Source organism: Pantoea dispersa (assembly GCF_014155765.1).
Taxonomy (GTDB): Bacteria; Pseudomonadota; Gammaproteobacteria; order Enterobacterales; family Enterobacteriaceae; genus Pantoea; species Pantoea dispersa.
The window spans coordinates 1-20,083 of record NZ_SCKT01000015.1 but is presented as its reverse complement, the minus strand read 5'-3'; the positions used below and the strand labels follow the sequence as shown (position 1 = coordinate 20,083).

The window sequence follows — 20,083 nt, the reverse complement described above, 5'->3', positions numbered from 1 at the left end:
GGCGGAGCCGGCAGGAGGTTCAGCTGCACGGTCTGACTTTATCCGGCTGGCTTCGCAGGTGTTCAGTCCCGCAAATCAGGGCGGGAGCAGGCGTAATGAGATCGGTCCTGGTTGCAGGGACCGGGTTGATTAGATTAAATACCGCTCCGGATTGCTGAGGTCGATTGACAGCAAAAATTCTGCTATATCTGCGTGCTGTTCCCGTACCGGTCAGGCAGAGCAGTGGGGCCCCTGTTTCGCCCCCCGTCATCAGCTGTAAGCTGACGCTGCCTGGCGGCACCCTGAGCCTGACCGGCCCCGTGACACCGGAGCTGCTGCGTGCACTGGTCAGTGAACTCCGCGAGGGTGAGGTATGATTAGCTTTCCGGCGGGCGCGCGTATTTGGCTGGTTGCCGGCGTGACTGACATGCGCTGCAGCTTCAACGGGCTGGCGGCGAAGGTGCAGAACACGCTGCGTGCCGACCGCTTTCAGCGGCCACCTGTTCATCTTCCGGGGCCGGCGCGGCGATATGGTTAAGGTCCTCTGGGCAGACCCCGATGGTCTTTGTCTTTTTACGAAGCGCCTTGAGCGGGGGCGTTTCGTCTGGCCGGTGAACCGGGACGGCAGGGTGCACCTCACGCAGGCCCAGCTGGCCATGCTGCTGGAAGGCATTAACTGGAAGCATCCGCAGCGGATAAATCCTCCTGGCCTGCGCATCTGAACCGGCGTTATGTGAGCGCATGGAACGCTCACTTTCTGCAGAAAATGTCCGCCTCAGGGCGCTGCTGGACACACAGCAGCGAAGCCTTGAGCAGATGGCCGAAAACAACCGCCTCCTGTCACAACGGGTGGCGGCGTACGCCAGCGAAATCAGCCGGCTGAAAGCGCTGGTTGCGAAGCTGCAGCGGATGCAGTTCGGCAAAAGCTCCGAAAAGCTGCGGGGGAATATGCAGCGTCAGGTGCGTCAGGCAGAGGAGCGCATCAGCGCCCTGCAGGAGGAGATGGCAGAGGTCCTGGGTGAACAGCATGACCCGGTACTTCCGCCGCCGCTGCGCCAGTCTTCCGCCCGCAAACCGTTGCCGGCCTCGCTTCACCGTGAAATCCGCATGCTGCCACCGACAGAAACCGCCTGTCCGGCCTGCGGCGGCGAGCTCAGCGCGCTGGGCTGCGACGTGTCGGAACAGCTGGAGCTCATCAGCAGCGCCTTTAAGGTCATCGAGACGCAGCGGCCGAAGCTGGCCTGCTGCCGCTGTGACCACATCGTTCAGGCCCCCATGCCGTCAAAACCCATAGAGCGCAGCTACGCGGGCCCCGGCCTGCTGGCGCGCATCGTCACGGCGAAGTTCGCGGAGCACACGCCTCACTATCGTCAGTCGGAGATATACCGCCGTCAGGGCGTGGAGCTGAGTCGTGCCACGCCCGGCGGAAAATCCACGACGTTCATGCCCGCACGCCGACCGGTATCACCACCGAAGCGCTGAAGCGCATCGGCGAGCTGTATGCCATCGAGGCGGAGATACGCGGAAGCCCGGCAGAGGAACGGCTGGCGGTCCGGAAAGCGCAGACCGTGCCGCTGATGCAGTCGCTGTACGACTGGATACAGGCGCAGATGACGGTGCTCTCGCGCCACTCGGATACGGCAAAGGCGTTCGCCTACCTGCTGAAACAGTGGGAGGCGCTGAACCTGTACTGCGGTAACGGCTGGGCGGAAATTGACAACAACATCGCGGAGAACGCGCTGCGTGGCGTAGCCCTGGGCCGGAAAAACTGGCTGTTCGCAGGTTCAGACGCAGGTGGGGAGCGGGCAGCGGTTCTGTACTCGCTGATCGGCACCTGCCGGCTTAACGGCATAGACCCGGAGGTATGGCTGCGTTATGTCCTGAGGCATATTCAGGACTGGCCAGTGAACCGTATAGGTGAGCTGCTGCCGTGGAGATTTATTCCAGAAAACCTGAATGATCTGTGAAAGTTCTTTACTGACCGGAACACATCAGCGCCAGTTATAAATAAAGATGCCTCAGGTTATCGTGATAAATGTGCTATTTTTCTTATGCGGTGAATCCCCCTAAGCGGCGGGGCTAAGCCACAAAAGGGGTGAATGCCTTGGCCAATAAGCGGGTCAGGTTGTGGCTATTCCTGACTCACCGGGAGGCACCCGGCACCGCTCAGTTTTCTACAGGAAATCTGATGGATGTAAACAAACGGATGTGAATCCCCCTAAGCGGCGGGGCCAAGTCAGATACAAACATAATCATCCTGGCAATGAGCAGAAACGGCAGGTCAGGTTCTGGCTTTTCTGACCTATCGGGAGGCACCCGACACGTCCGGGACAGTTGCAGTTTTCAGCAGACAAAAGGGCTGCGGCTTTAGCCGCAGCCCTTTTTATTTATGCTGAATCCAGAGATGAGCTACACATCAGAAAAGAGCACCGGAATGCCTGCGTAATTATTATGCTCTCCGGTTTCTTCAGGCCCTGATTTTCCGGTGGGCAGGGTGAGTATTCACCCCCCACAAACCGGCCAGCGCACTGACAACAGCCCCCGCCAGAAGAGCGATGAATGACCACAGAGCGATTTTTGCAGCCGCGCTGGCGGCTTCGTCAGCTTTCTCTTTTGCCTGCTTTTTGAATTCCGCGTACTGCGCCTTCGCATCGTTCAGATTACTCTGGAGCCGGGCCATACGGTCGCTTACCTCCTGAACGGTTTTGTCACGCGCCTGAATGAAGTTATCGACGGCCCTGTCCGCCTCTTCCGGTGACAGACGGGTATTTTCTGCCAGCGCTTTTTTCACCTCATTCCTGTCGACACCTTTGCTGACTGCATCCGCCCGTGACTTCAGTTTACCGCTCAGCGTATCAATAATGGCGTCACTGTTGCCCGGGTTAACAGCCAAATATTTGACCGAATCTGCAATATCACTCCCCGCTGCCTGAAGCTGGGACTGCAGAAATTCCGGCTGAAGTTCTTTAATGTTGCTCCTGCCCAGCGCATCCAGTACCTGTTTGTCCGCCTGCGGGGCTGTGAGCTGCGTGTTCAGTCCGATCCTGTCAGCAATATTCTGAGCGATATCGGCTGTTGCGCCCGATGCTTTTCCTGCGGCGCTACCCAGTCCGCTCACGGCTGAGCCCGTGGCAGATGCTGCCGCGCCAACGGCGCTTGCCGCCATATGCAGAATGCCGCCAGCGGCGGCGAAGCCCAGCACGGAAGCAACAAGCAGAGATGTGGCCCATGAGAGAAAGCCATGGATGGTTCCATCCGCGCCCGCCAGCCTGCCGGCCACAAAACCGCCGCAGGCCAGACTCAGCACTATCGAGATGACTGACCAGATAATAACAGCCTTGTCAGCACCGTTAATGACATCGTCAGACTGAGGTGAAAGCATTGAAAAACCAAGGCTTGACCCAAGCGTGGTCAGCAGCAGGGACACAGCCATTACCGTTACCACGCCCGCAATGATGCTGCCCCACGAGACGCTTCTGTTCAGTTCCGCTTCTTTTACAAGTTCCATTGTAATCTCCATTTAAAAGCTATTAAAAAGACGGGATTAATCCACGCCCAGATTAATCTTAGTAAAAATATGGGGCACTCAAAGCCGATTAGAAGAAACAAGCATCACCTGTGCTGTCAGAGTGAAGTGGGCCGAAGCGATAAAGCGCAAGACGGTGCAGGTGAGACGCTTACATGAATCACCCTCTCACCACTGGCCAGCTGGCCGAACAGCTGCAGCGTTTTGCACCAGACACACCCTGCGTAGTGCACCTGTGGGTAGCCGATGATTTCGAAGACGTGGCACCGGAGCTGACGTCCGATGAGGTGCTGGCCACGATCGCGCTGGCCGATGCCACGCTCGATGCGGATATCAGTCTCAGCTGGCACTTCCTGCGCCACTGCGCTGACACGATTCTGGCAAAATGGGAGGAAAAAGAGTGAACACCTGGCTGGCTTCCTTTCAGGCAGAGTGGCAGGGCGCCTGCTCAGAGGAGCATATGCTCATCCTGTCACCGGATGAGCAGCTGGCAGAGGCGGGCTGCATGCTCATGGGCCGTACGTGGTGGAAGGGCGAACCCCGTGAGAGTGAAGGCTGTTACTGGCGCTTTGACGGCAATGACGTCTGGCTGAAATCTCTCGTGCAACTTGATGCGCAGCAGGCAGTGACACTTTCCGGCCTCCATTTTCTGGATGAGTGGGAAGTAACCGGTACGTTTATGGCACCCGTGGTGAGCGACCGGTGCGGTTGCCACTGGCCTGATTTCCGGGGCTGAAAACGACTACTTAGGCGGCCGCCCGGCGGGCGGCGCTTTTCACGGGAAAGATAATGATGACGTCGCTTCGCTCCACGCTTATGCCGTCGGCGGGCATAAAGTGCCGTGCCCTCACGGTAGCCGGGCGGCATCGCAAACAAGCAACTGTGCTTGCATATCATCTGATGGTGATTTTTTGTCGATGGTGCGCGGGCAATACGTGTCTAGCTTCGCTGATCAGCGATACTGCCTGTCCAGAAGTTCAGGATCCCATTCGGTTCCGAAGAAATCCGGCTGTGATGCTGAAAAGTTTCTCTCAAAAGGCTCAAAACTGAACTCAGGTTTTTTTTTCAGAAGTTGCATAACGTCATTAGGGATCTGATACGCCTGAATTTCGGGCGCAAGTAAAGTTAGCACCTCATGGAGCGTTAATGTGGCTGATTTATCAAAGGTAATTCCTTTGTAGTTAAAAAGAAACGAGTCCAACGCAGCCCGACCGCGCAGAGTAAAGCGAAATGGATCGTTCTTCTCTTTATAGTCGTACAGCATCAAATCAAGTTTAAAAATAATTAACGTACGGTAGGTTACATAAGCCTTAAGTGTACTGCCAAAGCGGGTAACGCCGGGCATACCCAAGGCGGAAAGGACATTTTTATATATCGTTTCGAATAGTCTGGATTCCCTGTCTGGGGCTATTGTCATTATTTACCTCTTAGAAGATATGAGAGAGCAGGCGTTATCCTTCTGAGTGCCGTCGCTGTAGAGCAAGGGCGGGGCTGCTGCGCTCATGTCGTCATCATCATTTTCCTTTATGCCTGTTCCGGGGCTGTCTGGGCGTACTTTCATCGTCACCGGGAAAACCGCAGCCAGAGAGAACGGCTGAGATGTGAAAAAGCCAAGCAAGTGGAACGGACAGTAAGGATTATCGGGCCCGCATTTACGCTACGGCTGCTGATAAAAACTGACTCCGCAGCCGCTGGCATTTGCAGGAGCACTCAAGGGAAGCCGCCTTGCCGGATGTTACTGGCAAGACGGCCATTTGTCAGGCGGGTCGCAGCGACACACGGCACGGAGTCAACGCCGCCCACCTGTACCGTGTCATTGCAAAAAATTCGGGCGCAACTTCAAATGTTATATTGTAACAATAAGTTGCTTATACCCGCAGACCCGTAAGCGAAGTAACGGGCTGCGGGTTGATTCCATTGCACTCTGTAAGCATCCTGAACTACGTTTCTGATATCTCACGTGGGCAATTATGCTTGAAAATAAGCTAACTGAAAGCAACCTTTTACCAGGTTCCATTTAAAGAATTTTAATGCTCTTTCAGAGCTACTATGAATTTCTGGCCCAGTAAATTATTAAAGTGTTTTTAAATGATCCTCCCGGTTTGTCCCGCTTTTGACCATGGCGTTCAGAGCAGTATTATGATATTGGGATGGCATCGTAAACAGCCATAAGAGTCTGAGCGCTAACAACAGTACTAAGGTACTTAGATATCTTCCCACAGAATGAAACTATTTCAGATGGAAATTTTACTACAGCTATCCATAGCACTGTAAATGCCGCAGATATCACTGTAATCGCTTACACCAAGAACCACATCACATGAGAATTGTCTTACGTGTTCTTATCGATTACCGGGATAAATGATGAAAGTAAGTCGCAGAACTGCCTGGATTATTATGTTAATTTTTTGCTGTCTGGTATGGGGTAGCATTTTCGCCGCGTTCGTTTATGGAGCACAGCCTGACAAAGCAAAACCATCACAGCCCACAGACAAAAGCAGTGAAAGCATTCGGGAAAAAGTAAAATCGCTTGATTTGAATGATAAACAACGTAAGTTTCTGGAGTCACTCATCGAAAGTACCAAGAAGGATTGACTGTTCTGTTTTGCAAAGACTCTCCATGATACATGAGCATGTCTCCGTACCTGATGCGCAACCTCCCTTTGGGTAGGGAAAACATTATTCGAATATTGTAATCGGTTACATTTAAGTTGAATAATCAGAGTATAAGGGCGTAAAAACGTTCTTTTTTCACAATGAGACCTGTTTTATCAGGCGCTCGCAGAGCGTCTTTGAATGCCCGGATTAAAAGACCAACGCAGCTTAAGCTGACATCTGGTTCGTTTTGTTCCTTCACAGGTATGAGCCGCTTCACGACGTGGCCAGATCAGTTTGACGCCGTGATGGTATCAGAAACAGCTATAACCAGCAGAGCACTGATGGCCCTGCAGAACTTTTTCAGGGTGGCATCGAAACAGCTCTGATGAAATTAATCTCAGAACCGGACTGAGTTTTTAATTCACTAAATTGCCGGGGTTGACGTGAAATGGTCCTCCCAGTACGTCCCGCTTTTGACCATGGCGTTCAGGCTGGTCAGCAGCTTACGCATGCAGGCAACCAGCGCCACCTTTTTAGCCTTACCGGCTTCAACTAACCTGACATAAAAGGCCCTGATTGCCGGATTAAACTGAATGGCGGTTATGACCGCCATGTAAAGCGTGCAGCGCACGCCGGCCCTTCCGCCAGAAATCGTTCGTCTTCCCCGCATTTTTCCTGAGTCTCTGTTAACGGGGGCGACACCGACAAGCGCGCTGATTTCCCTGCGGCTCAGGGTACCCAGCTCCGGCTGTTCGGCCAGCAGGGTGGTGGCGGTGATTTCCGCCACGCCCTTCACGCTGGTCATCTGGCGGGCCTGATCGCGGAAATGCTGTCGTACCTGACGATTCATCATGCGGGTCACAAGAGCAAGTTCAGCCTTGAGGGCCCTCATGACCCGACTGATACTTTCACGGCCATCGGGGTGGAGCAGTTTTGCACCGTTGGTAACAGTGGCCTGGTGAAGCTGAGTTCGAAGGCAGTCTGCGCTGGAACATCTGCGTACCGGATGCCACCGAATGTTATGGGTGCTGAAGGAGATCGACAGGGTTACAGACGGCGAGGTGTTCAGTTAAAACGGCCCTGCCTGTTTGTCAGGCAGCGGGCGCGGGCGGCATAGAGCCCGCGATTATTTTGACTCATTCGGTTTGAGCCTTTTCAAAGTTACTTTATTGACAACACAAACGTGTTTTTGTATTTAAATAATTGCCTGGTGTGATCTGTATACCCGTCCAATCATTCCTCTCACACCGGGCCAAAAGCCTTATCCAGACGGATGAGGCTTTTGTTTTATCTGAATCGTTACGGCAGCTCCACTTTCCTGCATCAATATCCATCACTGAAACGGCTCTGAATCTTATACAGACGCCGTGTTTCGCTTCTGCGACCATCAGGCGTGATATTGGCCGCCATACCCAGACATCGCTCTCTGCGGCGGGCAATGGCCTCGCGTTCGGCATCTTCCGTAATCTGATCCATCACGGTCAGCCAGCGGCGTGCAGCCCGTCGCCATAAGCCCCGTCTTTCCAGTGATTCTGCTACAGTGTCTTTCAGTTCCATATGCCTCCACCGGCGTAACTCTTGCCTCATGAGTGCCATCTATTCTTTCATAATGGTAATCATAGTTCTTTATTTCACCCAGAGCGCATTCCCAGAAAATGAACTTCCGTTTACAAACAGGAGCCTGTTGATGCGCTATCCCTTTGAACTCGTTCCGCAGATTATTCACCACATTATTTACAGTCAGGCCGGTTCTGTCGGCATGAAGTGGTTTACTAAATTTGGCCACCTGAACAGAGGTGATATGCTCACCTCAGAACAACACAGGTGCCCCAATGAAAAAAAGAAATTTCAGTGCAGAGTTCAAACGCGAATCAGCCCAGCTTGTCATCGATCAGAATTACACCGTTGCTGAAGCGGCTAAAGCGATGGATATAGGGCTTTCTACCATGACGCGCTGGGTTAAACAGCTGCGTGATGAGCGTCAGGGCAAAACGCCAAAAGCCTCCCCGATAACGCCGGAACAAATCGAAATACGTGAGCTCAGGAAGAAAATGCAACGTATTGAAATGGAAAACGAAATATTACAAAAGGCTACCGCGCTCTTGATGTCAGACTCCCTGAACAGTTCTCGATAATCGGGAAACTCAGGGCGCGTTATCCTGTGGCCACTCTCTGCCATGTGTTCGGGTTCATCGCAGCAGCTACAAATACTGGAAAAACCGTCCTGAAAAGCCAGACGGCACACGGGCTGTATTACGAAGCCAGGTACTTGAACTGCATAGCATCAGCCATGGTTCGGCCGGAGCAAGAAGCATCGCCACGATGGCAACCCAGAAAGGCTACCAGATGGGGCGCTGGCTTGCTGGCAGGCTCATGAAAGAGCTGGGGCTGGTCAGCAGCCAGCAGCCGACTCACCAGTATAAGCGCGGCGGTAATGAGCACGTTGCTATCCCGAATCATCTTGAGCGACAGTTCGCCGTAACGGAACCAAACCAGGTGTGGTGCGGTGATGTGACCTATATCTGGACGGGTAAGCGCTGGGCGTACCTCGCCGTTGTTCTCGACCTGTTCGCAAGAAAACCCGTGGGCTGGGCTATGTCGTTCTCGCCGGACAGCAGGCTCACCATGAAAGCACTGGAAATGGCATGGGAAACCCGTGGTAAGCCCGTCGGGGTGATGTTCCACAGCGATCAAGGCAATCATTATACGAGCAGGCAGTTCCGGCAGTTACTGTGGCGATACCGGATCAGGCAGAGTATGAGTCGGCGTGGAAACCGCTGGGATAACAGTCCAATGGAACGCTTCTTCAGGAGTCTGAAGAACGAATGGGTGCCGGTGACGGGCTATGTAAGCTTCAGCGATGCAGCTCACGCAATAACGGACTATATCGTCGGGTATTACAGATCGCTCAGGCCGCATGAATATAACGGTGGATTACCATCAAACGAATCGGAAAACCGATACTGGAAAAACTCTAACGCGGTGGCCAGTTTTTGTTGACCACTTCAAAATGATGTCAGCTGATGCGTACCTGATTGAGCATGACCGCTCTCAAAATCTGCTGCAGTATCACGATTATCTGATGCGGTTTATAGGCTGCGATCAGCCCGCCGAATTCAGGCTGTCTGATGATGCCTCTGTCAGCTACCCGCTTAAGCTCAGAGAGGTCAGTCAAGTTGACTCGCTGGATAGCCCGGGCGTGCAGCTCTGTGACGTACTGGCCGGAGGATGCTTACGGGCGCTGCGTGACCTGATCCGTGACGGCAAACCCGGCTTTTATTCGCCGGTCAGGCTGTATGAAGATCGCCATTTGATCTGCTTCAGGCCTAACAGAGACCTTGTGCAGGAAAAGGCATTCCGGCAGGGAGGACAAAACGCAGAATACGTTGATTTTGTCAGCAGAATGCTTGGCGCCTGAGTAAATGCAGCGCACGTCTCTCCCGGCGCTGCGGTTGCTCTGGACTCAGTCAGGCTCTCTCAGGAAGCTATTGAACAGGGCGCCAGGCTGCGGGAATGTCCGTTCCCGCAACGATCAGCTCTGAGCCATCCGTCCGTATGAGCCGGGTATACCCGGAGTTCAGAAGTGCCTGACAGATCGCCTCAGCCTGGTTGTCGTCCGGAATCACAGCCGTCTGGCTGATTTTGGCAGGATTACAGTAAGCATTCAGTCCGTCAACGGAGCACAGCGCGCGAAAGCGCCTGTCTGCGCCGTGGCTGAGGAAGTTTTTAAGCCGGTCCGGATTTATCCAGCCAATCACATCACGCCCTGGCCCGCAAACCACAGGCTGCCGAGCCCGGACTGGTTGATGCCGTCCAGTACCTTCATCAGCTGCGCGCTGTTGGCCCGCGGCTTATCCTCATCGAACAGATTCAGCTGACTGACGCCGTCTGGCGTAAAGTCATCGAGCATGATGCCGGCCTTCATGTAGCGTCGCCCGTCAAGCCAGATGCGGTCGAGCGATCGCATGGCCACCCCGATTACGTCGTGCGTATCCTGCGTGGGCAGGGTGAGATTCTCGCCGGCGCTGTTGCCGTAGAAGACTTCTCCCTGCGCGTGCGGCGAGGTCCGGATAAAAACGCTGATGCGCCGGCAGAACTGGCGCTCATTTCTCAGCTTCTCCGCCGCCCGGGTGGCGTACTGACACAGCGCTTCCTGCATGGCCACTTTTGTCGTAATGCGCTCACCAAAAGAGCGGCTGCAGACGATCTGCTGTTTCGCCGGCGCAAACTCCTCAAGGGGAATGCACGATTCACCGTTGAGCTCGCGAACGGTGCGCTCAAGCACCACGCTGAATTCTTTCGGATGAGGGCAGGGTGCTCGCGCGCCAGCTGCAGAGCATTTTCGATACCCATCAGGTTGAGGCTTTTGCCGATACGCCGGCCAACGCCCCATATCTCCTCAACGGGCTGGTTTTCCAGCAGCGTTGCGGTGCGCTTCGGATTGCCCGGCGTCAGCGCCAGCACTCCCCGGAATTGCGGCCACTCCCTGCTGGCCCACTGCGCCGATTTTGACAGGGTTTTAGTAGGCGCCCCATGCCCACGCCGACGGTCAGACCGGTCGTGGCGAGCACGTGCGCGCGCAGGCGCCGGCCGAAGTGCTCAAAGTCCTCGCAGCCATCGATGCCGGTTAAATCGAGGAACATCTCGTCAATTGAGTACTGCTCAACCTTCGGCGTCATTTCCTCCAGTGCCATCATGACCCCGTTCGATAACGAGTGGTTTTGATCTGCCCCCAGGATTAGATACTAACTTCAGTTAGTAATGTCGGTTGGTTTTTCTTCATATTTCCTATTTCGCCAGTCCGTTGCGAATTCAGCTGGTGTCTGGTAATCCAGCGATGAATGGGGACGGCACTCGTTATAATCCTGCCGCCAGTCATTAATTGTTTTCCGGGCATGAAGAATATCGCTGAACCAGTGTTCATTCATACACTCATCTCTAATGCGACCGTTGAAACTCTCAATAAATCCGTTCTACGTTGGCTTACCTGGCTGGATAAGCCGTAGTTCCACACCATGCTCAAAGGCCCATTGATCGAGCGCGCGGCAGGTAAATTCCGGGCCCTGATCGGTTCTTATTGTCGCCGGATAGCCCCTAAACAGCGCGATGCTGTCCAGAATACGCGTGACCTGAACGCCTGAAATACCGAAAGCAGCGGTGATCGTCAGACCCTCCTTAGTGAAATCATCCACACAGGTCAGGCACTTGATCCTCCGACCGTTGGCCATTGCGTCCATAACGAAATCCATCGACCATGTCAGGTTCGGCGCATCCATGCGCAGAAGCGGAAACCGTTCGGTTGCCAGCCCTTTACGGCGTCGTCTGCGTTTTACGCTCAGTCCATTAAGGTGGTATATACGGTATACCCGCTTATGATTGACGTGAAGGCCTTCCCGACGCAGCAACTGCCAGATGCGGCGGTAGCCAAAACGCCTGCGCTCCAGTGCCAGTTCAGTGATGCGCCCTGATAAATGCGCATCAGCCGCCGGACGCTGAGCCTCGTAGCGGCAGGTCGACAGAGACAAACCAGTAAGCCTGCAGGCACGACGTTGCGACAGACCGGTCGCATCACACATAAACTTAATGGCTTCCCGCTTGTGGTCTGTCGTCAGTACTTTCGCCCCAGAGCCACCTGAAGCGCCTCCTTATCCAGCATGGCTTCGGCAAGCAGCTTCCTGAGTCTGGCGTTCTCCTCTTCAAGAGATTTAAGCTGCTTCACCTCAGGAACTTCCATGCCACCAAACTTCTTGCGCCAGGTGTAGAAAGTGGCATCGGAAATGGCGTGCTTACGGCAGAGCTCACGAGCAGAAACCCCAGCTTCCGCTTCGCGAAGAATACTGATGATCTGTTCGTCGGGAAAACGCTTCTTCATGGGGATGTCCTCATGTGGCTTATGAAGACATTACTAACATCGGGGTGTGTTAATCAACTAGGAGCAGGTCAGGTTACCATTTCCCCTGCCTGGCTCGTCAGTGAGACACTATTGAGGTGACGTTCGTTACTATACCGATATAAAAACTCAGGGATTCAGAAAAAAAAGAAAGACTTAGCAGGAAACGTCAGTTATTTTATCAGGCTTGTTGCTGTTGTCGCAACAGGCTTAGCGGCAGGTCTGGCAGGGATGGCGCTGGGACTGATTTTACATGCTGTGCAGCACTACGCGTTTGGCTGCAGCCTGTCGCATGTCATCGGTACGGTCTCTTTTCTTCAGGGCGTCAGTGATTCTTCCTTCGTGCGGCGCCTTGCAGCTATCGTGACTGGCGGTGTTATCTCGGGCTTCGGATGGTGGTTGCTGGGTCGTTATGGTCAACCTCGCGTCTCGATCAAGGACGCTGTCTCTGTGCCCTCCCGGGCAATGCCCCCGAGCACCACGACCGTTCATGCGCTGCTACAGATCGTGACTGTTGCGCTGGGCTCCCCACTGGGACGTGAGGTTGCCCCACGTCCCAGTGGGGGCGCTTGCCGGAGGCACCATCGCGCGCCGGTTGGGTCTAAACGAGGGCGAGGTACGGATTCTGATTGCCTGTGGTGCAGGCGCTGGCCTGGCGGCTGTCTATAATGTGCCGCTGGCTGGGGCCTTGTTTAGTCTGGAAGTTCTGCTGATCGCTTTTAGCTGGGAAAAAGCATTCGCCGCCGTCGTCACCTCTGCGCTCGCGGCCTGGAGCGCCATACTCGGCCTGGGGAATGAATCACAGTATCATTTTCTGTCCGTTGCGCTTACTCATACCTTTATACTCTGGGCCTGTCTCGCGGGCCCGCTGCTGGGCCTTGCGGCATGGGGATTCCGGATTATCACAGGGAAATCCCGCGCCGGGGTCAAAAGTAACTGGCAGATGCCTGTTATCTGTCTTATTGCCTTTACCGTGCTCGCTGTCCTGAGTCTTTATTATCCTCAGTTACCGGGTAACGGTAAGGGACCGATGCAGATGGCCATCAGTGATGAATTTGATTATCGCCACGCTGCTGTTTTGCTGGGACTGAAAATTCTGGTGATCCTGGCCGTTCTGCGGGGTGGCACGGAGGGCGGCCTGCTGACGCCAGCCTTTACGGTCGGCGGGCTATTGAGTCTTCTGCTTTGTGCCGGATGGCAGCTTATTTTTCTTGGCGGTAATGCCCCCAGTTTTGCACTTGTTGGAGGCGCTGCATTTCTGGCGGCATCCATGCAGATGCCCCTTACCGCAGTCGTCCTTGTGATGGAATTTACCCAGATGGAGCACAGTTATTTTGTTCCGGTGCTGTTATGTACGGCAGGCTCTTATCTCACCTGCCGCATTCTTGATGGAAAATACCAATACTGAAACGGTGAGGACATCAGTTAAGAGCCAATCTGTCAAAACCACATAGAAGATTGTCATTGATTTCTAAGCAAAATTAAGGTTATCGGTTAGTGCTTTCAGCTAAGTTCATCGCGGCATGAACAAAATTTAATCTGAAGGCAATACTCAGGTTTTTTTTGAAAATGGATGCTAAAATTAACACGGATCACAAACATATCTTACATTTAGAGAAAAAGAATGAGATTATCCGATAAAAAGATGCAAAAAGAATGAAAATTTATAATCAATCCGCCCTTTAAGGTATTGCATTACTGATAGGTATTTCCCCAACTTGATGAAAATCGCTAATTTTAAAGAAAAATCCTGATGAAAATGATTTTTTCCTGGAAATTGACGCGACGCGGGACTGGGTGGTCATAACACTGGAGGAGACTATGAGCAGGAAAATAATTATAAATAGTGTGGTTAATTTCGAGCCAGAGAAGAAGAGAATTTCGAATGAAAACGGAATATACACGATTAGCGCCTCAGCCGCGCTGTGTTTTGAGCTTCTTATAGATAATATCGGAAATCTGGTTACGCACGATCAATTCTATGAATATGCTTGGCGACGATTTGGCATGGAACCCACTTCTACGTCATTGTATCAGAACATCTCTACAATACGAAAGTCGCTTAGTAAAGCCGGTATAAAGCAGGATATTATCAGAACAATGCCCCGAAGGGGGTTTATCTTATCGCCATTGACAGATATTAACCGGAACGGACCAGAGCGGATTCATGAAGAGAATGGTAATAATGAAGATAAAACAGGTGCTAAACCCGATGAGAAGATTAATTTAATTGATGAAACAGAAGGTTTTGAAATGAATCAGTTACAATCTATCCTGCCATTAGCAGCCGAAAGCCATGTCCTGACGCGAGGTTACGCAAAAATGAGCAGGCTGTTAGTTATTTTATTAGGTATTGCGATAGGTATATTAGCTTATTTCATGGGGGTTCATACAAGAAAGTACGCTTTATTTAATTCAAAACCTGTTTATTACAAAGAATGTATTATTTTCTCAAACAGGGATAATGATGTTCAGGAGGATAAAATGTTCAGGCTGATAGGTGGTCTTGGTCTCAGTTGTGAAAATAACCGTTATATCTACATTACAAGTTACAGGTTTTCTGACCGTACATCACTTGTCCTCTGCCGTAATCCGCTGGTCGGTAAAGAGGCACCTCGGTGTCATTCGGTTTATTATATTAAGAATATGGGTAAATGAACAGATTAATACTATTAATAATTTCAGGGCTTTTAACTTTTCTTTGTATTTCATATGGTGATAATTACGTCACATATGAGACATGTAAAGCAGAGGTTTCTTTCGTCAAAAACAAAGAGATGCTGAATATGGTCGTTTATCAGAATCTTTTTTCCGGCACTGGAACATTATCAATTTCAGGAGTTTTATATGAAAGGGATAAAGTAGCTGGCTACATCAGTAAGACTATAAGATTTACTTACGAGAAAAAGGGTTATACCTATTTAGTTATCTCTCAGGCCATTTCAAGGTCGCCACAGATGACTCTCAGTAAGGACCAGGAACACAAGTGGTTGCCTGCTTTCTTTTATGAGTCGGGTAAATCACTTGTATGGACTATCCGACCGGTCAGTAAAAATGCTTCGCTGATTTCATCTGAAACAGTTCCACTTTTTCTATGTGAAAAATCTTGAGCTGTTAAAAAATTTTATTTGAAATTTATAACCGTTTCAGCTTCCTGCTCAGGACGCTGTTTCGGTTTGTTTTTTTTTCTCTGGGAATGACATTAAGGATTAAAGAGAGTTCTATAACCTATTGAATTTATTAATATTTTTTTAATAAAAGATAATTTTATTTTTCTTGATCTTTTTTAACTACCCTCCTAAATATCATTCCGTTATATTTCATTTCTCATCAGCCGGGTGAGGCTGATGAATTATTTTTAAAAGCTAAATTGGAGGTGTTTTCGTGTCTTTAAATAAAGTTGTTACTGCATTAAGTATTACAGGTGCTTTTTTGTTAGCTAACCCATCTTTTGCTGCCATGGATATTAACGTTCATGGGGTCATTGCACCTAATGCCTGTACTGCCAGCGTTATAGGTGGTGATTCACTTGACTGGGGTATTACTCAACATGAGAACCTGAATCAAACGTCATTCAATACGTTCCCCAAGAAACAAGTCACTTTGCAGATCAGCTGTCCTTCAGCACAAAGTGTAGCTTTCTGGGCAACAGATCCAAATGAAAACAGCGCTATGGTGGGACAGAATACTTCAACCCAGAGTGGGCATGCTGATAGCTCACGTATTTTTGGCTTGGGTATGGATCCGGTAACCGGAAATAAATTAGGCAATTTCACCATCACTCCGGTTTCATCAACAGTAGATGGAGTTACTAACTCAACCTCATTCGGCTATCAGAACAGTGGTGCACATGACAGCACTGCCTTCACTCGAGTGTTGAATTCAGCATGGAGTTACAAAAAAACTGAGGACTGGACCCCATGGGATGAAGCGACAGGCAAACCTGCGTCGGGTAAATCAATCTCCTGGGTACTGGATATTGAGCCACAGCTGAATAAAGGTAATCAGATTACAAATGCTCAGCAAGTAGACTGGCAGGGTACTGCACAAGTTAACGTGCGTTACTTCTGATTCATTTAGTCAAGTGTAGCAGGCATCTCATCAGTAGATGCCTGATTTTAATATGCAAAAAAAATACCTTTTTTATTTTGTTTTATTTTATTTTGTTTTTATTGCAAAGGCTCTGAGCGAAAATCTACATTTTGATGAGAATCTCATGTCTGCAAATGGTATTTCTGTCGGCCAGCTCAGTGATGCATTAAATCGGCACGTTATACCTCAGGGATACACTAAAGCTGAAATTTACATAAATGAAAATTATGTTGCTTCAGGAGAAATTAACTATCAGGGAGGGATGTTGTTTTTTTCTAAAGAAATAAAATTAAAATCCGGAGTTAAAAATAATGGTTGGCTAATTCATAGGTATAATAATCACGGCGTTTTTTTTACTTTAAAAAAAATAATTAACTTTAAATACGACCGTTCAGATACTTCTTTGCGAATCAGCGTGCCGGCTGAATTCCTCAAGGAACCTGGTGGTCAGAGAAGATTAGGTGGAGGAAACGGCGCTTTCGTAAATTACAATACGTATGGCTACCGCTATTCCGGAAATTCCGGAACCCTCGACAGTCTCAGTGCTGACTATGAGGTCGGAGTAAATATTAATAATGCCATTATTCGGACACACGGGAACTACAGCCAGTTCCGGAGTCGGAACGCATCAGTTGCCGTCAACCAAGTGCGTGACGTCTATATTGAGCGTGATTTCAACCAGGTCAGGATCCGGGCTGGTCGTACAATGGTTAATGACGGTGGGTTCGGAACGGGTTACGTTGATGGTGTAATAGTTTCCTCTGCGGAAGGGAATGCGTCCGCTTATATTAATTTTACGTATGATGCACCCGAAGTCCTCAATGTGGAGATCTGGCAAAACAATTTGCTTATCTGGAAACAGATCATTCAAAAAGGGCATGCAGAACTACGTAACATTCCGGTTGCGGGATTTTCCGGCGACGTTACGGTGCTGGTCAAGCGCCATGACCAAATTATCGATTCACGGATTATTGTTCGCGGTCAGATAACCGCTAAACGTGATGGCATGACCGGATATTATGCCTTTTCAGGGCGCGCCATGAACGGGAGTCGTGATATTGTAAACGGTGTGAAGTTTAGCAAGACACTTGGTAAACTCCTGGCTCCCTCCGTAGCTGTTGTTTCGGCGGGAAAATACAGAGGAGTGACGGTGAGTAATTCAACTTTCCAAGGGGAATTTCGAACCACAGCGTGGCTGACTGGGATCCAAAATGAAAAAGGTCAGCGCAGTCTGAGTATGAACGTCACCGCTAATTATAAAAATACCAGCCTGAGCTATAGCAGTAACAGCAGAAATTTCAGCTATATTGGACAGGCGCTGCAGGACAATTATAACTCTGAGCGAAGCAGTATCAGTCTTTCACAGACTCAGCAGTTTTCATACGGCTTAACAGGAAGCATTTCACTGACGCACTATCGTTTCTATACTGCACCCAGTAATGATGCAATTTCGGCCAGTATGAATATGCGCCTCGGCAAGGCTTCCTTAGGTATGGGGGTGGCCTATATGGCACCGGGGCCCGGCCGTTCCGTCAGAGATAAAGCCAGCGTGAATCTTTCTCTCAGTATCCCGCTGGATCTCGGAGACCACAACGCCAACTGGCGCAGCCAGTATTACAGTTATGGAGAAAGTGCTCGTTTGTCGAACTCTCTCAGCTCACAGGTGACGGATCGGTATACCGTTACCGCCAGCCATCAGCGTGTATACGGTACTTCACGCTCCGAGTCATATACACTGGACAATAATGTCAGCACTCCCTACACCACAGCAGGTTTGTCGCTGTCACAGGGTAAAGACGAAGGCGGGACGTCCCAGATAACCACTGCATCACTTTCGGGGGCAGTTGCCATCAGCAGAGCAGGCGTTATCTTTTCTCCGGGGAGGATTGGTGATACATGGGCAGTGGTGGATACTGGTATCCATCGGTATCTGAAAGTGGCATCGCTGCAAAACAGCGTTGTAACGAATCATGACGGTAAAGCAGTCATCAGTCCCGTTGCTGAAGGTCGGGCTGACTTTATACGCGTCAGTCCGGAAGGATTACCTTCAGGTATTGTTGTTAAAAATAACTTCAGGGAATTTTCGGCTGACAGGGGGGCGGTGTCTTTCTTCGAGTTTAATGTTGTTAACAATCGGTCCTTACTCATGCGCTGGAAAAGTAAACCGGCGTGGATCCAGCAGAGTGATATATTTTATGACGAAGGCGGGAAAATCATAGCTCGATTTATCGATAAAGATATCCTTCTGATAAATGAGAAAGACATTAATAAACTTCAGAAATTAGGCATGTCTTCACCGTCAAGAGTAAACGTGCAGTGCAGACTCAATAACTTTAATCTTAAAGCACAGGAGAGTATCAACGATGTTATCTTCAAATGTAATGGCGCGTAGTATTGCAGCGACGGCATTAATGGCAGCTGGTATTTTCCAGCCTGCTCAGGCTGAAATTATTCCTTCCTCATCCGCCGTACTTATTGAGTCAGGGAAAAATGAATCCACCATTGATATTAAAAACAACGGCGATAAAAGCGTACTGCTTTACAGTAAGATTCGAAAGCTGCCGGATGATGATCTTGCAGGAGGAACACTGTTCACTGAACCTCAGGCTATCATTGTGGGCCCGGGCGAGACCCAGAGCATCCGCGTAATTTATCGGACTAACAAGCCTGACAGCAAAGAGCATATCGCACGTGTCATTTTTACTGGCCTGCCGCCGCAGGATGATGTCAGCGAAGGAAAAGTGAAAATACTTATCGGACAGGATTTGCCCGTAGTGGTTAACTTGAGAAAGAATATTGAGCAGAAAGATATGTGGCAGGTAGTGAACTATCGTATTGATCAGGGAAGACTTTGTATAAGTAACCCCAGCGCCAAGATTTTTCGTTTTGTTCCGACAATGAAAACGGATGAAAAAAACATCAGGATGACCTTTAGTAAACCCTATGTGTTACCAGGTGAGGAGATGTGTACTTTACCCTCCAGCCCGCTTGCCCATGGGATGCACCTCAACGTGGAAAGCATCAGCGATTATAACTATCAGTTACGAAAAAACAAAGCAAAACTGTAGGTTTTATAAAAAAATAAAAAGGATAATTGATTCTCTGTACGGTTTAGAGAGGGGGCGTTTTGCTGGTCATTGAAGGAATCAATGGGGACAAGGTAGTTCTCAGTGAAGTGGAATTAACCGTCATCTGGTTTTTTATGACGGGTATGAAAATGGAGGAAATAGCGGAAAGAACTGGTCTAAAGAAGCAGTCAGTTAGCTATTTCAAACGTAAAGTTATGCGAAAGATTGGTGCAGGAAATAGTAGCGAATTGATCGTGTGGTACTTATCGCAGCGTAATTATTTATGCAAATCTGATGTTTATGGACTCGTCGTGAGACGCTTCGATAAAAGGCGATAAGTTACGGGCCAGGTTAAAGCGTGAGTATCTGGAGGGAAATATATTCTCCCGTGTTTTTTTAAAAAAGTAAGCGTTACAAAATTAAGCGTACAGCGAGCATCGTATTGAAATGATGGCCCGGAGACTTTACTCCGGGCAAGGTGACTCGGTACAGCAGTAGTTCACTAACTCGGTTGACCGGCAAGTCGTAGCTAAGCGACAGCACGAGACGAAGGTAAACCTTCAGGGCTCCTGTGCCACCTCTTACAAACCAGAGATAATACACATTCCGGTCACTGAGCGTATCGGTGAGCGTTTTTGCCCGTTTCTCATCGGTGTTGACTTAACCAAGGCGGGTGGGCTTCTGGTCAATATATTGCAGGTCAGTGGCATAGCACAGGCGGGAGAACGCCTCCTCAATTTCAGGAATGATCTTTTCGTCATACTCCGACGAGCTTGCAATCAGGTTTATTTTCCATTCTGACCGGAACACTCTTTTTTCACAGGCGTTTCGGTGGGAACCGTATTTTTCTGGACGGGGGGATGCGATGGGAGCGTACACCCGGACAGGAAAAGCAAAAGGAGGGGTAAAGATACTCTTATGGCCTTTATG

Annotated in this window: 12 protein-coding genes and 8 pseudogenes; 13 read left to right on the top strand and 7 right to left on the bottom strand. The window is 50.2% G+C overall.

The window, feature by feature from the left end; all coding sequences use genetic code 11:
* Positions 1–352: 352 nt before the first annotated feature.
* Positions 353–701: pseudogene (tnpB, locus tag H7K56_RS22775) on the top strand (IS66 family insertion sequence element accessory protein TnpB).
* 19 nt (positions 702–720) lie between these two features.
* Positions 721–1,946: pseudogene (gene tnpC, locus H7K56_RS22770) on the top strand (IS66 family transposase).
* Between the two features lie 500 nt (positions 1,947–2,446).
* Here tnpC and H7K56_RS22765 read toward each other — a convergent pair.
* Positions 2,447–3,487: a CAP-Gly protein gene (locus tag H7K56_RS22765; protein ID WP_150059827.1), complete on the bottom strand. Its 1,041-nt coding sequence runs from the start codon at positions 3,485–3,487 to the stop codon at positions 2,447–2,449.
* A 173-nt stretch (positions 3,488–3,660) separates the two neighbouring features.
* Between H7K56_RS22765 and H7K56_RS22760 the strand changes: the two genes are divergently transcribed.
* On the top strand, positions 3,661–3,909 hold the full coding sequence (locus H7K56_RS22760; protein WP_150059828.1) for a hypothetical protein: 249 nt from the start codon (positions 3,661–3,663) through the stop codon (positions 3,907–3,909).
* Positions 3,906–4,241, top strand: coding sequence for a hypothetical protein (locus H7K56_RS22755; protein ID WP_150059829.1), 336 nt, complete (start codon positions 3,906–3,908; stop codon positions 4,239–4,241). The genes H7K56_RS22760 and H7K56_RS22755 overlap by 4 nt, the downstream gene beginning before the upstream one ends.
* Positions 4,242–4,457: 216 nt before the next feature.
* Here the strand turns inward: H7K56_RS22755 and H7K56_RS22750 are convergent, their stop codons facing one another.
* The 3 genes and pseudogenes from H7K56_RS22750 to H7K56_RS22740 form a co-directional block, all read right to left on the bottom strand.
* Complete coding sequence (locus tag H7K56_RS22750; RefSeq protein ID WP_150059830.1) at positions 4,458–4,922, bottom strand: ECs1072 family phage-associated protein; 465 nt, start codon at positions 4,920–4,922, stop codon at positions 4,458–4,460.
* Positions 4,923–6,527: 1,605 nt separating this feature from the next.
* A pseudogene (locus tag H7K56_RS22745) lies at positions 6,528–6,902 on the bottom strand (transposase); the annotation flags it as partial.
* A gap of 524 nt (positions 6,903–7,426) precedes the next feature.
* Positions 7,427–7,660, bottom strand: a complete 234-nt coding sequence (locus tag H7K56_RS22740) for a PerC family transcriptional regulator (RefSeq protein WP_150059833.1) — start codon at positions 7,658–7,660, stop codon at positions 7,427–7,429.
* A 275-nt stretch (positions 7,661–7,935) separates the two neighbouring features.
* On the opposite strand from H7K56_RS22740, the pseudogene H7K56_RS22735 reads away from it, so the two are divergent.
* Positions 7,936–9,103, top strand: a pseudogene (locus tag H7K56_RS22735) (IS3 family transposase).
* 10 nt (positions 9,104–9,113) lie between these two features.
* Positions 9,114–9,521, top strand: coding sequence for a hypothetical protein (locus H7K56_RS22730; RefSeq protein WP_150059834.1), 408 nt, complete (start codon positions 9,114–9,116; stop codon positions 9,519–9,521).
* Between the two features lie 342 nt (positions 9,522–9,863).
* Here the strand turns inward: H7K56_RS22730 and umuC are convergent.
* Together umuC and H7K56_RS22720 are read right to left on the bottom strand one after the other, a co-directional pair.
* Positions 9,864–10,818 (bottom strand): annotated as a pseudogene (umuC, locus tag H7K56_RS22725) (translesion error-prone DNA polymerase V subunit UmuC); the annotation flags it as partial.
* Positions 10,819–10,854: 36 nt separating this feature from the next.
* Positions 10,855–11,975, bottom strand: a pseudogene (locus H7K56_RS22720) (IS3 family transposase).
* A gap of 153 nt (positions 11,976–12,128) precedes the next feature.
* Here H7K56_RS22720 and H7K56_RS22715 point away from each other — a divergent pair.
* The 7 genes and pseudogenes from H7K56_RS22715 to H7K56_RS23565 all read left to right on the top strand — a co-directional run bounded on the left by H7K56_RS22715 (position 12,129) and on the right by H7K56_RS23565 (position 19,491).
* Positions 12,129–13,401, top strand: a pseudogene (locus tag H7K56_RS22715) (chloride channel protein).
* A 413-nt stretch (positions 13,402–13,814) separates the two neighbouring features.
* Positions 13,815–14,651: a winged helix-turn-helix domain-containing protein gene (locus tag H7K56_RS22710; RefSeq protein WP_150059835.1), complete on the top strand. Its 837-nt coding sequence runs from the start codon at positions 13,815–13,817 to the stop codon at positions 14,649–14,651.
* The gene (locus H7K56_RS22705) at positions 14,648–15,103 is read left to right on the top strand and encodes a YqeJ family protein (protein ID WP_150059836.1); all 456 of its coding nucleotides are present in this window, start codon (positions 14,648–14,650) and stop codon (positions 15,101–15,103) included. Before H7K56_RS22710 ends, H7K56_RS22705 begins: the two co-directional genes overlap by 4 nt.
* 274 nt (positions 15,104–15,377) lie before the next feature.
* On the top strand, positions 15,378–16,064 hold the full coding sequence (locus H7K56_RS22700; RefSeq protein ID WP_223815732.1) for a DUF1120 domain-containing protein: 687 nt from the start codon (positions 15,378–15,380) through the stop codon (positions 16,062–16,064).
* 37 nt (positions 16,065–16,101) lie between these two features.
* Positions 16,102–18,477, top strand: a complete 2,376-nt coding sequence (locus H7K56_RS22695; protein ID WP_223821312.1) for a fimbria/pilus outer membrane usher protein — start codon at positions 16,102–16,104, stop codon at positions 18,475–18,477.
* Positions 18,449–19,153, top strand: a complete 705-nt coding sequence (locus tag H7K56_RS22690; protein ID WP_150059837.1) for a fimbria/pilus periplasmic chaperone — start codon at positions 18,449–18,451, stop codon at positions 19,151–19,153. The genes H7K56_RS22695 and H7K56_RS22690 overlap by 29 nt, the downstream gene beginning before the upstream one ends.
* A gap of 107 nt (positions 19,154–19,260) precedes the next feature.
* Positions 19,261–19,491 carry a helix-turn-helix transcriptional regulator gene (locus tag H7K56_RS23565; RefSeq protein WP_223815733.1) on the top strand — a complete coding sequence of 77 codons (231 nt, stop codon included), beginning with the start codon at positions 19,261–19,263 and terminating at the stop codon, positions 19,489–19,491.
* A 322-nt stretch (positions 19,492–19,813) separates the two neighbouring features.
* Here H7K56_RS23565 and H7K56_RS23220 read toward each other — a convergent pair.
* Positions 19,814–20,083, bottom strand: a pseudogene (locus H7K56_RS23220) (hypothetical protein); the annotation flags it as partial.